The sequence below is a fragment of the Pseudomonas sp. NBRC 111133 genome, from assembly GCF_001320605.1.
GTDB classification, from domain to species: Bacteria; Pseudomonadota; Gammaproteobacteria; order Pseudomonadales; family Pseudomonadaceae; genus Aquipseudomonas; species Aquipseudomonas monteilii.
This window is the reverse complement of record NZ_BCBJ01000055.1, coordinates 17,671-31,632: the sequence shown is the minus strand read 5'-3', so window position 1 is coordinate 31,632 and position 13,962 is coordinate 17,671. Positions and strand designations below refer to the sequence as shown.

Annotated in this window: 14 protein-coding genes; 5 read left to right on the top strand and 9 right to left on the bottom strand. The window is 62.5% G+C overall.

What is annotated here, in order from left to right:
• The first annotated feature begins 395 nt into the window (after positions 1 to 395).
• Entirely contained in the window at positions 396 to 1,760 is a 1,365-nt protein-coding gene (locus tag APH36_RS11370) for a glutamine synthetase family protein (RefSeq protein ID WP_060498719.1), read from the top strand.
• A gap of 24 nt (positions 1,761 to 1,784) precedes the next feature.
• Entirely contained in the window at positions 1,785 to 3,092 is a 1,308-nt protein-coding gene (locus APH36_RS11365) for an FAD-binding oxidoreductase (RefSeq protein ID WP_060498697.1), read from the top strand.
• A gap of 103 nt (positions 3,093 to 3,195) precedes the next feature.
• On the opposite strand, the gene fadD1 is transcribed toward APH36_RS11365, so the two are convergent.
• The gene (gene fadD1 / locus APH36_RS11360; RefSeq protein ID WP_060498696.1) at positions 3,196 to 4,893 is read right to left on the bottom strand and encodes a long-chain-fatty-acid--CoA ligase FadD1; all 1,698 of its coding nucleotides are present in this window, start codon (positions 4,891 to 4,893) and stop codon (positions 3,196 to 3,198) included.
• A 296-nt stretch (positions 4,894 to 5,189) separates the two neighbouring features.
• Positions 5,190 to 6,878 (bottom strand): long-chain-fatty-acid--CoA ligase FadD2, encoded by a 1,689-nt coding sequence (gene fadD2 / locus APH36_RS11355; protein WP_060498695.1) that lies wholly within the window; start codon positions 6,876 to 6,878, stop codon positions 5,190 to 5,192.
• Between the two features lie 218 nt (positions 6,879 to 7,096).
• Here fadD2 and APH36_RS11350 point away from each other — a divergent pair, with 218 nt between their 5' ends.
• Positions 7,097 to 8,041, top strand: a complete 945-nt coding sequence (locus APH36_RS11350; RefSeq protein WP_060498694.1) for an alpha/beta hydrolase — start codon at positions 7,097 to 7,099, stop codon at positions 8,039 to 8,041.
• 34 nt (positions 8,042 to 8,075) lie between these two features.
• Complete coding sequence (locus APH36_RS11345) at positions 8,076 to 8,546, top strand: MaoC family dehydratase (protein ID WP_051099445.1); 471 nt, start codon at positions 8,076 to 8,078, stop codon at positions 8,544 to 8,546.
• A gap of 65 nt (positions 8,547 to 8,611) precedes the next feature.
• Here APH36_RS11345 and APH36_RS11340 read toward each other — a convergent pair whose 3' ends face one another.
• The 5 genes from APH36_RS11340 to APH36_RS11320 form a co-directional block, all read right to left on the bottom strand.
• A complete protein-coding gene (locus tag APH36_RS11340) occupies positions 8,612 to 9,850 on the bottom strand; it encodes an RNA polymerase sigma factor (RefSeq protein WP_060498693.1) in 1,239 nt (412 codons plus the stop codon).
• Complete coding sequence (locus APH36_RS11335; protein WP_060498692.1) at positions 9,850 to 10,335, bottom strand: SRPBCC family protein; 486 nt, start codon at positions 10,333 to 10,335, stop codon at positions 9,850 to 9,852. Before APH36_RS11335 ends, APH36_RS11340 begins: the two co-directional genes overlap by 1 nt.
• 21 nt (positions 10,336 to 10,356) lie before the next feature.
• Positions 10,357 to 10,701, bottom strand: a complete 345-nt coding sequence (locus APH36_RS11330) for a YciI family protein (RefSeq protein WP_016711912.1) — start codon at positions 10,699 to 10,701, stop codon at positions 10,357 to 10,359.
• 44 nt (positions 10,702 to 10,745) lie between these two features.
• The gene (locus APH36_RS11325; RefSeq protein WP_060498691.1) at positions 10,746 to 11,171 is read right to left on the bottom strand and encodes a nuclear transport factor 2 family protein; all 426 of its coding nucleotides are present in this window, start codon (positions 11,169 to 11,171) and stop codon (positions 10,746 to 10,748) included.
• A 216-nt stretch (positions 11,172 to 11,387) separates the two neighbouring features.
• Positions 11,388 to 11,645 carry a DUF2790 domain-containing protein gene (locus APH36_RS11320; protein WP_016711914.1) on the bottom strand — a complete coding sequence of 86 codons (258 nt, stop codon included), beginning with the start codon at positions 11,643 to 11,645 and terminating at the stop codon, positions 11,388 to 11,390.
• 357 nt (positions 11,646 to 12,002) lie between these two features.
• Here APH36_RS11320 and APH36_RS11315 point away from each other — a divergent pair, with 357 nt between their 5' ends.
• The gene (locus APH36_RS11315) at positions 12,003 to 12,371 is read left to right on the top strand and encodes a GNAT family N-acetyltransferase (RefSeq protein WP_060498690.1); all 369 of its coding nucleotides are present in this window, start codon (positions 12,003 to 12,005) and stop codon (positions 12,369 to 12,371) included.
• On the opposite strand, the gene def is transcribed toward APH36_RS11315, so the two are convergent.
• Positions 12,326 to 12,862, bottom strand: coding sequence for a peptide deformylase (gene def, locus APH36_RS11310; protein ID WP_016711916.1), 537 nt, complete (start codon positions 12,860 to 12,862; stop codon positions 12,326 to 12,328). The two genes, APH36_RS11315 and def, sit on opposite strands and share 46 nt — an antisense overlap.
• Entirely contained in the window at positions 12,859 to 13,818 is a 960-nt protein-coding gene (locus APH36_RS11305) for a YihY/virulence factor BrkB family protein (protein WP_060498689.1), read from the bottom strand. Before APH36_RS11305 ends, def begins: the two co-directional genes overlap by 4 nt.
• Positions 13,819 to 13,962 lie beyond the last annotated feature (144 nt).

Below are 13,962 nucleotides of genomic sequence, written 5' to 3'. Positions count from 1 at the left end.
GGCTCAGACCTGTGGGCTCCCTGTGGGAGCGGGTGCGCCCGCGAAGAGGCCAGTGGCAGCCGCACAAATGTTTAGCCATGTGCGATGTAAAGGTTGCCATTCACTGCTTTAATCAACCTTACGCCGCATGTGAGTATCAAAAGCATGACTCCCGCCCAGCCCATCGCCCCACCGTCTTCCCGCCCTTCGCTACCGAAGGCCCGGAGCCGTGCCGGGGAAAATCCGCTGGTGCACATCATCCTCGCCTTCTGGGCACTGTGGCACTGCCGCCACGCGCGCCCACCGGACTGCTCGCTCACGCCTTTGTGACCAAACCCGGCCATCGTCTGGCCGTTTGACTCAACTGGACCGCGCGTTTTGCGCGAATGTCCTGTGCGCTTGTGAGCGAATTCATCATGCACTTTGCACCTGTAGAGCAGGCTACCCGTTTCCTGGCTGAAAACCCCGATGTCGAGTTGTTCGAGCTGTTCATCCTCGACGCCAACGGCGTACCACGCGGCAAGCTGCTGCACCGTGATGAACTGTTGGCCGTGTACCAGACCGGCCGGCCGCTGCCCAGCACTATCCTTGGCCTGACCCTGAACGGCGACGACGTTGAAAACTCGGGCCTGGTGTGGGATGTGGGCGACATCGACTGCCGCGCCTACCCACTCGAAGGCAGCCTGGTGCGTCTGCCCTGGCGCCGGGTGCCGACCGCCGCAGTGCAGGTCAGCATGCACCCCAGCGAAGGCCTGCCAGCCAGCATCGCCGACCCGCGCCATGTGCTGCTACGCACCATCGAGGCGCTAAAAGCCGACGGTTACCGCCCGGTGATGGCCTGCGAACTGGAGTTCTACCTGCTCGACCAGGAGCGTGACGCCCAGGGCTGCCCGCAACCGGCACTGGACAATGATGGCGGCCGCCCGCGCAGCACCCAGGTCTATGGCCTGCGTGAACTGGAACAGATCGAACCCTTCCTCGCCGACCTGTACGCCGCCTGCAAGGCGCAGGGCATCCCGGCGCGCACTGCGATTTCCGAGTACGCCCCCGGCCAGGTGGAAATTACCCTCGAACACGGCGACGCCCTGCAGGCAATGGACCAGGCCGTGCGCTACAAGCGCCTGGTTAAAGGCGTGGCCCACGCCCACGGCATGCAGGCCTGCTTCATGGCCAAGCCGTTTGCCAACCTGGCCGGCACCGGCATGCACATGCACCTGAGCCTGGCCGACAGCACGGGCAACAACCTGTTCGCCAGCGAAGACAAGGCCGGCACCCCGCTGCTGCGCCAGGCCGTGGCGGGCATGCTGCGCCACCTGCGCGACTCGCTGCTGCTGTTTTGCCCCAATGCCAACTCGTTCCGCCGCTTCCAGGCCAACAGCTATGCGCCGCTGGCGCCGACCTGGGGCGTGGACAACCGCACCGTGAGCCTGCGCGTGCCCGGCGGCCCGGCCAACAGCCGGCATGTAGAGCACCGCATTTGCGGCGCCGACGCCAACCCTTACCTGGCTGCCGCAGCGATCCTCGCTGCCAGCCATCGCGGCATCCGCGAACAGCTGGACCCAGGCGCACCGGTGGAAGGCAACGGCTATGCCCAGGCCACCGAGCACCTGCCCACCGACTGGCTGACCGCCCTCGATGCCCTGCAGCATTCCCATTGGGCTCGCGAAGCCTTGGGCGACGACTTCCTTGGCGTGTACCTGAAGGTAAAGCGTGCCGAGTACCGCCAGTTCATGGCCGAAGTCAGCGAGCAGGACTGGCGCTGGTACCTGCACCAGGCCTGAGCCCCTACCTAACAAGGAACACCCATGAACGCAGCATTGAACAAAGGCCCGGCGCAGCGTGCGCCGTCCTATTACACCGCCTCCCTCAACGACCGCACCGAGTACCCGCAACTCAAGGGCACGGTGCAGGTGGATGTGGCCATCATCGGCGGAGGCTTTACCGGCGTGGCCACGGCGGTGGAGCTGGCCGAGCGTGGCCTGAAGGTGGCCATCGTCGAAACCAACCGCATCGGCTGGGGTGCCAGCGGGCGCAATGGTGGCCAGGTCACCGGCAGCCTGTCGGGTGATGAGGCCATGCGCTCGCAGATGCGCAACCACCTGGGTGGCGAAGTCGACGACTTCATCTGGCACCTGCGCTGGCGCGGACATCAGGTGATCGAGCAGCGCGTGGCGCGCTATGGCATCGACTGCGACCTCAAGCGCGGCCACCTGCATGCGGCAATGAAACCTTCGCACATGGACGAACTGCGCGCCTTCGAGGCCGAGGCCCGCCGCCGTGGCATGGGCGAGCAGGTGCAATTGCTGGACCGTGCGGCAGTGGCCGATCACCTGCAAAGCCCGCTGTACCTGGGCGCACTGAAAAACCTGCGCAACCTGCACCTGCACCCGCTCAACCTGTGCCTGGGTGAAGCCCGTGCGGCCTACAGCCTGGGTGCACTGATCTTCGAGAATTCCGAGGTGCTGGACATCGTTCACGGCCCGCGCCCGGCAGTGGTCACTGCCCATGGCCGGGTCGAAGCGCGCCAGGTAATGCTGGCCGGTGATGTGTATCACAAGCTGGAAAAGCGCCAGCTCAAAGGTAAGATATTCCCGGCCATGGGCGGCATCGTCACCACCGCGCCGCTGGGTGAGCTGGCCGAGCAGATCAACCCGCAGGACCTGGCGGTATACGACTGCCGCTTCGTGCTCGACTACTACCGCCTGACCGCCGACAAACGCCTGCTGTTTGGTGGCGGCGCCAATTACTCGGGCAAGGACTCACGCGACATCGAAGGCGAACTGCGCCCGTGCATCGAACGCACCTTCCCGGCGCTCAAGGGCGTGCCGATCGAGTTCCAGTGGAGCTGTGCCATGGGCATCGTGGTCAACCGCATTCCGCAGTTGGGCAAGCTGTCGGACAACGTGTGGTATTGCCAGGGTTACTCGGGGCATGGCATTGCCACCAGCCACATCATGGGCGAGATCATGGCCGAGGCGTTGACCGGGACGCTGGAGAAGTTCGACACTTTCGCGCAGTGCAAGCATGTGCGGGTGCCGATGGGGGACTTGCTGGGGAACCCGCTGCTGGCGGCGGGGATGTGGTACTACCAGTTGCTTGAGAAACTGCGCTGAAGCATTCGCGGGCACGCCCGCTCCCACAGTTACAGCGCAGCCCTCTGGCTCAGCGCGATACCTGTGGGAGCGGGCGTGCCCGCGAAGAGACCAGTGAGGTCTATCAGGCGATCTTCTTCAGGCCCTGCTTCTTCAGCTCTTCATCACGCAGCTCGCGACGCAGGATCTTGCCCACGTTGGTAGTTGGCAACGAATCACGGAATTCGATCTGGCGCGGTACCTTGTAGCCGGTAACGTTGGCACGCATGTGCTCCATCACCTGCTCCTTGGTCAGGGTCATGCCCGGCTTGACCACGATGAACACCTTGATCACTTCACCCGACTTCTCGTCCGGCACGCCAATGGCAGCGCACTGCAACACGCCCGGCAAGGCCGCCAGCACATCTTCCAGTTCGTTGGGGTACACGTTGAAGCCCGAGACCAGGATCATGTCCTTCTTGCGATCGACAATGCGCATGTAGCCGTCCGCCTGGATCAGGGCGATGTCACCGGTTTTCAGCCAGCCTTCGCTGTCGAGGATTTCGGCGGTGGCGTCTTCGCGCTGCCAGTAGCCCTTCATCACCTGCGGGCCCTTGACGCACAGCTCGCCCACTTCACCCAAAGGCAACTCGTTGCCGGCGTCGTCGATGATCTTGCACAGGGTCGAAGGCACCGGAATACCGATGGTACCCACCTGGTTGGCCTCTGCCGGGTTCACCGCCGCCACCGGGCTGGTTTCGGTCATGCCGTAACCTTCGCAGATGGCGCAGCCGGTAACGGCCTTCCAGCGTTCGGCCACGCTCAGTTGCAAGGCCATGCCGCCCGACAGGGTGATTTTCAGCGCTGAAAAGTCCAGGGCGCGGAACGCCTCGTTGTTGCACAGGGCAACGAACAGGGTGTTGAGGCCGACAAAGCCGCTGAACTTCCACTTGCCCAGTTCCTTGACCATGGCCGGCAGGTCACGCGGGTTGCTGATCAGCACGTTGTGGTTGCCGATCAGCATCATCGCCATGCAATGGAAGGTAAAGGCATAGATGTGGTACAGCGGCAGCGGCGTGATAAGGATTTCGCAGCCTTCGTGCAGGTTGGAGCCCATCAGCGCCCGGCACTGCAGCATGTTGGCCACCAGGTTGCGGTGGGTCAGCATCGCCCCCTTCGCCACGCCCGTGGTGCCGCCGGTGTACTGCAGCACCGCCACGTCGTTGGCCTGCGGGTTGGCCTCGGTTACCGGCTGGCCCTTGCCCAATGCCAACGCGTCGTTGAAGCGTATGGCACGCGGCAGGTTGTAGGCCGGTACCATCTTCTTCACGTACTTGATCACGCTGTTGATCAGCAAGCGCTTGAGCGGCGGCAGCAGGTCGGCCACTTCGGTGACGATAACGTGCCTGACCTGGGTCTTGGGCACCACCTTTTCAGCCAGGTGGGCCATGTTGGCCAGACACACCAGGGCCTTGGCGCCGGAGTCGTTGAACTGGTGTTCCATCTCCCGCACGGTGTACAGCGGGTTGGTGTTGACCACGATCAGCCCGGCACGCATGGCACCGAATACCGCGACCGGGTATTGCAGGACATTGGGCAGTTGCACGGCAATGCGGTCACCCGGCTTGAGGTCGGTGTGCTGCTGCAGCCAGGCCGCAAACGCCCCCGACAGCGCATACAACTCGCCATAAGTGATAGTCTTGCCCAGGTTGCTAAAGGCCGGTTTGTCGGCAAAGCGTTGGCAGGATTGCTTGAGTACTGCCTGGATATTGGGGAATTCGTCAGGATTGATTTCCGCCGTAATCCCGGCTGGGTACTTATCCTTCCAAAAATGTTCGATCATGGAAGCCCACTCCTTCAGCAACAGCGAAGTTCGATTGGCGCGTCGATGCGCTTATTATTGATATGAGACGGCGGTTCGTTGCAAACCGGATCGTCTGAAAGCGGGCCGAGAGTAACAGCTTTGCCTGGGGTCGCCTAGAGGCCAAAACAGGCCTTACAGTCACAAAAATGACTCAATGAACAATACAAGTCATTTTTAGAGTTTTTAACCAAAATGTCGCAGATCAGGCTGTAACAAGCCGGTTAGAGCCGTTTAAAGGCATTCGCGGGCAAGCCCGCGAAGCAGCCAACCCGGCATTAAGCGATGTCGCGCAGCTCCCGCCGCAAGATCTTGCCCACCGGCGTCATCGGCAACGACTCGCGCAGCACAATGTGCTTGGGCACCTTGTAGCCGGTAAAGTTGGCCTTGCAGTAGGCCTTGAGCTCATCCACGCTCAGCCCCCCCTCACGCGGCACCACGAACAGCTTCACCGCCTCGCCGGAACGCTCGTCCGGCACGCCGATGGCTGCACAGTTGGCGACCTTGGGGTGGCCCATCACCACATCCTCGATCTCGTTGGGGTAAACGTTGAAGCCCGAGACGATGATCATGTCCTTCTTGCGGTCGACAATGCGGGTAAAACCGTCCGGGTCGATCACCGCAATATCACCGGTCTTGAACCAGCCGTCCGCATCCAGGGCCTGGGCCGTGGCCTCGGGCTGCTGCCAGTAGCCCTTCATCACCTGCGGGCCCTTGATGCACAACTCGCCCCGCTCGCCCAGCGGCATCTCGTTGCCGTCATCGTCGATCACCTTGAATGCGGTACCCGCCACCGGGATGCCCACCGTGCCCAGTCGGGCAAGCTTGCCATAGGGGTTGGTGCTGGCCACCGGCGAGGTTTCGGTCAGGCCGTAGCCCTCGACGATGCGGCATCCGGTAAGCGCTTCCCAGCGCTCGGCAGTGGCCTTGACCAGCGCAGTGCCGCCGGAGTTGGTGACCTTCAGCGCCGAGAAGTCCAGCTGACGGAACCCCGGGTGATCCATCAGCGCAACGAACAGGGTATTCAGCCCCAGCAGTGCGGAGAAACGCCACTTGCCCAGCTCCTTGATGAAGCCCGGGATATCCCGTGGGTTGGTAATCAGCACGTTGTGGTTACCGGTGACCATCATGCACATGCAGTTCGCGGTAAAGGCATAGATGTGGTATAGCGGCAGCGGCGCGATCATCACCTCTTGCCCGTCCTTGAGCAGCTTTTGCCCGTCGGGGCCGTGCTGCGAGAAGCAGGCCAGCACCTGCAGCATGTTGGCCACCAAGTTGCCGTGGGTGAGCATCGCGCCTTTGGCCAAGCCGGTAGTACCGCCGGTGTATTGCAGCACGGCGATGTCGTCCAGGCTCAGCGGCACCGGTTTGGGTGACAGCTCGCGCCCTTGGCGCAGCACCTGTTTGAACGATACCGCCTGGGGCAAGTGATAGGCCGGCACCATCTTCTTCACTTTGTCGACCACGGTGTTGATCAGCCAGCCTTTGGCGGTGGGCAGCAGGTCGCCCATCTTCGCCTCGATCAGGTATTCGATGCCGGTATCGGGCAACACCTCCTGCACACGCTTGCCAAACATGTTCAGGTACACCAGTGCGCGCGCGCCGCTGTCCTTGAACTGGTGGCGCATTTCGCGCTCGGTGTACAGCGGGTTGGTGTTGACCACGATCAGGCCGGCGCGCATGGCACCGAAGACGGCGATGGGATACTGCAGCACGTTGGGCATCTGCACCGCGATGCGGTCACCCGGTTTGAGGTCGGTGTGCTGCTGCAACCAGCCGGCGAAGGCGGCTGAACGGCGCTCCAGCTCGGCGTAAGTCAGGGTCACCCCCAGGTTGCTGAACGCCGGGCGGTCGGCAAAGCGCTTGCAGGAGCGCTCGAACACCTCGACGACCGAGGTGTATGCATTGATGTCGATGGTGGAAGGCACGCCCGCCGGGCGCTTGTCATTCCAGAAGTCGGCTTGCATTTATTATTGTTCCTCTGCCTGGACCTGCACTGCGTCCTTTAGTCCATTACCTGATCGCCAGCCGGCGAACAGGCGTTGATCCGACGTTAACAGGTAAGTCCAAGGTGGCATATACGCCAAGTGCCGCCATTAACATTGTGAATCTTATTTGTGCCCTTCCTGCAATCCGGCCGGTTGTGCATACACTGTTCGGGTACCTGTGCGCACAAGGACCCGCCATGCCTCACGACGCCTTCTGGCTACCCGCCAGCGAGCACTGCAGCCTGTATGTGCACCAATGGCTGCCGGCCAAACCGGCGAAAGCCGTGGTGCTGCTGGCCCATGGCATGGCCGAGCATGCCGGGCGCTACCAACGCCTGGGGCAGGCCTTGAGCGAGGCCGGCTTTGCCCTGTTCGCGGCCGACCAGCGCGGTCACGGGCGCACTGCCGAACAGGGCAACCTCGGCCTGTTCGCCCGCCATCATGGCTGGAATGCCGTGGTCAACGACCTCGGCCGGGTGGCCCAGCACATCGGTCAGCAATACCCGTGCACACCGCTGTTCCTGTTCGGCCACAGCATGGGCAGCTACATCGCCCAGGCCTACCTGCTGCACCACAGTGCCAGCCTGCACGGGGCCATCCTGAGTGGCTCCAACTACCAGCCGGCGACGCTTTACCGCGTGGCCCGGCAGATTGCCCGGCTGGAAGCCTGGCGTCAGGGGCCGTTGGGCAAAAGTGCACTGATCGAGTGGGTGTCGTTCGGCTCGTTCAACAAGGCTTTCAAGCCCAACCGCACGGCATTCGACTGGCTCAGCCGCGACCCGGCCGAAGTCGACCTGTACGTCAAAGACCCGTTGTGCGGCTTTCGTTGCAGCAACCAGCTGTGGCTCGACCTGTTGCAAGGCTTGGCGCAGATCAGCCAGCCGAGTAACCTCGCGCAGATCGATCCGAACTTGCCGATGCTGGTGATCGGTGGTGAATGTGATCCGGTCAGTGCCGGCAAGCGTCTCACCCATCTGGCCGACGCCCTGCGCGCGACCGGCAATCGACATGTACAGCTGCGCGTCTATCCTGAGGCGCGGCACGAAGTGCTCAACGAAACCAACCGTGACGAGGTCACCGCCGATATTCTCGGCTGGCTTGAACAGGCGCTGGCCCTTGGCCGCCCTGTGCGCAGTGAATGATAGCCGCCCTCGCCCACCGCTTAAGGAAGCCCCGATGTCCCAGGTCACCAACACGCCTTACGAAGCCCTCGAAGTCGGCCAGAAGGCCGAATACAAGAAGTCTGTTGAAGAGCGCGACATCCAGCTGTTCGCCGCCATGTCCGGCGACCACAACCCGGTGCACCTGGACGCCGAGTTCGCCGCCAAGAGCATGTTCCGCGAGCGCATTGCCCATGGCATGTTCAGCGGCGCATTGATCAGTGCAGCAGTGGCCTGCACCCTGCCCGGCCCTGGCACCATCTACCTGGGCCAGAAAATGAGCTTCCAGAAGCCGGTGAAAATTGGCGACACCCTGACCGTGCGCCTGGAAATTCTTGAGAAGCTGCCGAAGTTCAAGGTGCGTATCGCCACCAATGTGTACAACCAGAACGATGAGCTGGTGGTCGAGGGTGAGGCCGAGATTCTGGCACCGCGCAAACAGCAGACTGTCGAGCTGGTGTCGCCGCCGAACTTTGTGGCCAGCTGAAGGTTGATGTAGCCAGTACCGGCCTCTTCGCGGGCAAGCCCGCGAAGAGGCCGGTACTGGCTACATCACTCAATGACTTTCAGCCGCCGCTCGATATGTCGCCGCTCCGGCTCCTGTCGGGTCAAGGCCAGCGCCTGGCGCCACGCCGCTCGCGCCGCCTCCACCTGCCCCAACTGGTAGTGCAACTCCGCCCGTGCCACATGCGCCAGGTGATAGTCCAGCAGCTCCCCCCGCTCCAGAATCCCCTCGACCGCCCGCAAGCCAACCTCCGGCCCATCCCGCTTCGCCAGCGCCACCGCCCGGTTCAGCTCCACCACGGCTGACGGCCAATGCCGCTGCAACACGTCATAAAGCCCGACAATCTCCGCCCAGTCCGTCTGCGCTGCCGTCGATGCTTCGGCATGCACCGCAGCAATCGCCGCCTGCACGGTATAGGCCCCGAACGCGCGGCTTTGCAGCGCCTGGCGCACCAGCTCGCAGCCTTCGTCAATGCGTTGCCGGTCCCACAGGCTGCGGTCTTGCTGCTCCAGCACCACCAGGTTGCCCTGGGCATCGGTTCGCGCCTGCTGCCGCGACGCCTGCAGCAACATCAAGGCCAGCAAGCCGACCGCCTCCGGGTCGGGCAGCAACTGCACCAACAGCCGCGCCAGGCGGATGGCTTCATCGCTCAGGTCCTGCTGCAACAGCGCCTCACCCGATGACGCCGAATAGCCCTCGTTGAAAACCAGATAGATAACCCGCAACACGCTCTCCAGTCGTTCGGGCAGTTCGTTCAGCTCTGGCACCTGGTACGGAATGCCGGCATCACGGATCTTGGCTTTGGCGCGGACGATGCGCTGGGCAATGGTGGCCGGGCTTTGCAGGAAGGCGCGGGCAATCTGTTCAGTGGTCAGGTCGCAGACTTCGCGCAGGGTCAGCGGTACCTGAGCATCGGCGGACAGTGCCGGGTGGCAGCAGGTGAAGATCAGCCGCAGGCGGTCATCGGCCAGCAACTCTTCTTCGCTGGGGTCCTGTGCCTGCCCGTCGAGCAGCATGCTCAGGTCGGCTTGGGAGCGGTTAAAACGGGCGCGCCGGCGCAGCGCATCGATGGCCTTGAAGCGCCCGGTGGAAACCAGCCACGCCCTTGGGTTTTCAGGAATGCCGTCGCGCTGCCAACGCTCGACGGCGATGAAGAAGGCATCATGCATGGCCTCCTCGGCCAGGTCGAAATCACCCAGCAAGCGGATCAACGTTGCCAAAATGCGCCGCGACTCCCGCCGGTACACCGCCTCGACTTCGGCGCGCACTTGGGCCAGTGCCGCCATCAGTCGGGCATCCGCTGGGTCACCACCTCCACCAGGCGGTCCAGGCTTTCTCCCCAGCCCTGGTGAAAGCCCATCTCCTCATGGGCCCGGCAGTCGGCGGCATTCCAGTGCCAGGCGCGGGCGGTGTAGCGGGTTTTGCCTTGCTCCTCGTCAAAGCTGATCACGGCGGTCATGAAGGCCTTGTTCGAGGGCACCCAGCCGGGGCCGAAGGCATCGGTGAACACCAGCCGCCGTGGTGCGGCAATGTCCAGAAACACACCCTGGTTCGGGTACTCGCTGCCATCCGGCGCGCGCATCAGGGTGCGGAACAGGCCGCCGGCCCACAACTGCATCTCGCACTCCGGGGTGGTCATGCCGTGCGGCCCCCACCACTGCATCAGCCACTGGGGCTCGGTCCAGGCGCGGAACACCTTGGCCGGGGGCGCATCGATCAAGCGGTTGATGGACAACTCGTGTTGGGCAGGTGCAGGTTGGGCAAGGCTCATTATTGTTGTGCTCCTTTGCTGTCAGGGTTGCAGTTGGCGCACGGGCCTTACCTCGACGCTACCGACCCGTGCGGCAGGAATACCCTTGGCGATGTTCAGCGCCTCGTTCAAGTCGCGGGCCTCCACCAGGTAAAAACCCGCCAGTTGCTCTTTGGTTTCGGCGAACGGGCCGTCGGTCAGGCTCATGTGCCCGTTGCGCACGCGTACCGTGGTGGCGGTCTGCACAGGCTTCAGCGCCTCGGCCGCCAGCATTCGCCCGGAGCCCTGGATGGCTTCGGCATACGCCATGCACTCGGCGTCTTCCGGGCTGTCGGGCAGGCTGTGCAGCAGCCCCTCGTCACAATAGACCAGGCACAGGTATTTCATGGTCGCCTCCAGGGTATTGGCAAAGTGCGTTTGGCGATAACGGCTCAGGGCTTGAGATCGAACAGGGCTTTCTGGGTTTCCATGTCGAACGGCGCCGACCAGTGCTCATGGATCACCTGCCACTGGCCACCCTGACGACGATAGCCCACGGTGGCACGCATGAAGCCGCACTGGCTTTCGTCATCGCCCGGCCCGCAGCGGTTCAGCCAGTGGGCCAGGGCCAGGTCGCCAGCGGCGTGTACGGTGAGTTCGGCCAGTTCGAAGACCATGGGGCCGGTGCACATGCCCATGCACATTTCCCAGTGCGCGGTGTAGGCAGCCTTGCCCTTGAATTGCAGGGCCTGGATGGCATCGAAGGCGACGATGTCATCGGCATAGGGGGCGGTGATGTTGGGGATGTCGCGATCGCGCACGGACTGCATCCAGCGCTCGATCAGTTGGCGAATCTCGGTTTCGGCTGCGGTGCTCATCGGGGTTCCTCCGACAGGTCATGGGGGGCACGGTGGTGCCTTCACCTATGGTCGAACGGAGAGCGGAGGAATCGACAGGTGTTAGAAATTTTCTGTCGAGCAGAGGCTTTATAGTCCGTAGGAGCGGGCGTCCCCGCGATCCATCTACCGAGGTGGATGGCACCGGCTGCGCAGGTGTTCGCGGCTAAAGCCGCTCCTACAGGGATCGCTTCAGCTTCAACCTTGCTGACAACCCTCACCCATGGCCCGGTACTGGATGGTATGCACCTGGCCTTGGTGGTCTTCATAGGTCATCGTGGCAGGTACCACTTCGCAGACATTGGGGATGGTCGACAGGTTGATCACCCGTTTGATGTCCAGGTTCATGGAGTAGTCGTACTGCTGGGCCACAGGCTGGCTGGAGACGGGGGTGGCCTCATCGGCGAGGGCGAACGAGGACATACCGACCAATGCAAGAATCAGTAATGGTTTCATGTGGATTTGCCTTTTGAGCATTCAAGCTGATCGATTGACTTCTATTGCCGTGAACGGCGCGGAGAAGTTGCCATCTACGGTGAAGATGGCACGAAGTACCGATCCCGCTTCGTACTGCCAGGGGGGATGTGTAAAAGTCTACTCCCGCTTGGCAATAGTTGAACCCCGCAGTCGGATATTCACCCTTGCCGGATTTGCAACAATCTGCGTCAAATTGGCCGCAAACCATCAAGCCAGAGCCTCTGGCCAGCTTTCAGGGCAGGACTCGCCATTTCATTAAAATATCTTCACTGCTCGACGCTTTCGGAGACAGAACGCCGGCTGCTAGACCATTTTTACCGTCAGCACGGCTCGCGCATGCGTGCTGCGAGCGATGCGCAACTGTGGGTGGCGAGGGCGCCGGGTATCATTGCAGGCTTGAGCCTGAGCCCCGTGGGCGATGGCTATTGGCTGACCGGGTTGTTCGTCGACCCGCAACAGCGCAACAAGGGGATGGCCGGACGCTTGATCGAAGCGGCGCTGGAGCAGGCCAATGGCCCAACCTGGCTGTTCTGCCACCCGGACCTGGTGCCCTTCTATCAGCGCCTGGGTTTCCACATGGCCGGGCAACTGCCCGAAAGCCTGGCAAGCCGCCTGCTGCGCTACCAGCGCAGCAAACGCCTGGTAGCGCTGGAGCGGGCTCAGTCGTCGCTGACGTCGAGCCCCGGGAACAGCACCTCGGTGTAACCGAACTTGGCGAAGTCCTGAATGCGTGACGGGTAAAGCCGCCCGATCAGGTGATCGCACTCGTGCTGCACCACCCTTGCATGGAAGCCGTCGGCAAAGCGGTTGATCGGGTTGCCCTGGGGGTCGACCCCTTCGTAGCAGATGTGCTTGAAGCGCGGCACCACGCCGCGCAGGCCAGGCACCGACAGGCAGCCTTCCCAGCCGTCCTCGACCTCGGTGGAGGTCGGTGTGATGACCGGGTTGAGCAAAATGGTCTGCGGCACCGCTTCGGCATCCGGGTAACGTTCGCTGCGCTCGAAGCCGAAGATCACCAACTGCAGGTCGACGCCAATCTGCGGCGCGGCCAGGCCGACACCGCCCACATGCCGCATGGTTTCGAACATGTCGTCGATCAGTTGCTGCAGTTCGGCCGTGCCGAACAGGTGCTCGGGCACGGGCGGGGCGATGCGTAGCAGGCGTTCATCACCCATTTTAAGAATGTCGCGGATCATCTGGTGTTCGGCTCGACAGTATCGGACGCGTTCGGGTTGGGGTGCTCGTGGCCCAGCACCGTCAAGGTTTCCTTGGGCTTTTCGCCGTTGAAATCTTTTTCGCCCGGGTTCTTGCCTTCGGCTGACATGTGCTCGATCACCGCATTCATTTCGGCGCCCAACAGCAATACGGCAGCCGAGATATAGAAATAAAGCAACAGCACGATGATTGCACCAATGCTGCCGTACATGGCGTTGTAGTCGGCAAAGGTTTTCACGTAGTAGGCAAAGCCCAGCGAGGCCACGATCCACACCACCACCGCCAGCACCGAGCCGGGTGTGATGAAGCGAAACTTCTGTTTCACGTCGGGCATCACGTAGTAGATCACCGCCACGGCCACCATCAGCAGGATGATGATCGCCGGCCAGCGCAGGATGGTCCACAGCGTTACGATGAACTCCTGCATGCCCACCTGTGAGGCAATCCACTCCATCACCTGCGGCCCCAGCACCATCAGCGCCGCCGCCACCAGCAGCATGCCGGCCAGGCCCACGGTGTAAATGATGGAAAGCGGTATGCGCTTCCATACCGGTCGCCCTTCGGGCACGTCGTAGGCGGCGTTCATGGCGCTCATCATCAGGCGCACGCCCGCCGACGCGGTCCACAGGGCAATCACGATACCCACTGACAGCAGCCCGCCCTTGGACTGCTGGAGCTGGTCGATTACCGGGTTAACCTGCTCCAGTGCCTGGGGCGGCAGCACCAGCTCGGTTTGCAGGCGCAGCCAGGAGAAGAAATCTGGCAGGTGCAGGAAACCGATCAGGGCAATCAGGAACAGCAAGAAGGGGAACAGCGAAAACAAGGCTTGGTAAGCCAGCGCGGAGGCATAGGTGGACATCTCGTCGTCGAGGAATTCCTTGACGGTGCGTACCAGCACGCGGTGCAGGGGCAGACCGCGCAGGTCGGGGAAAATCATAGCGTCTCCTTTCGCCGCTTGATCATTACAACAAACAAGTCTAATAGACCATGCGGTTGCTGTGCTGCTCCCGGCCGTGCTGGAAGAATTTGCTTACGTAAATACCAGCCTGTTCGCGCAGGTCAGACGCGAACAGGCTGGGTC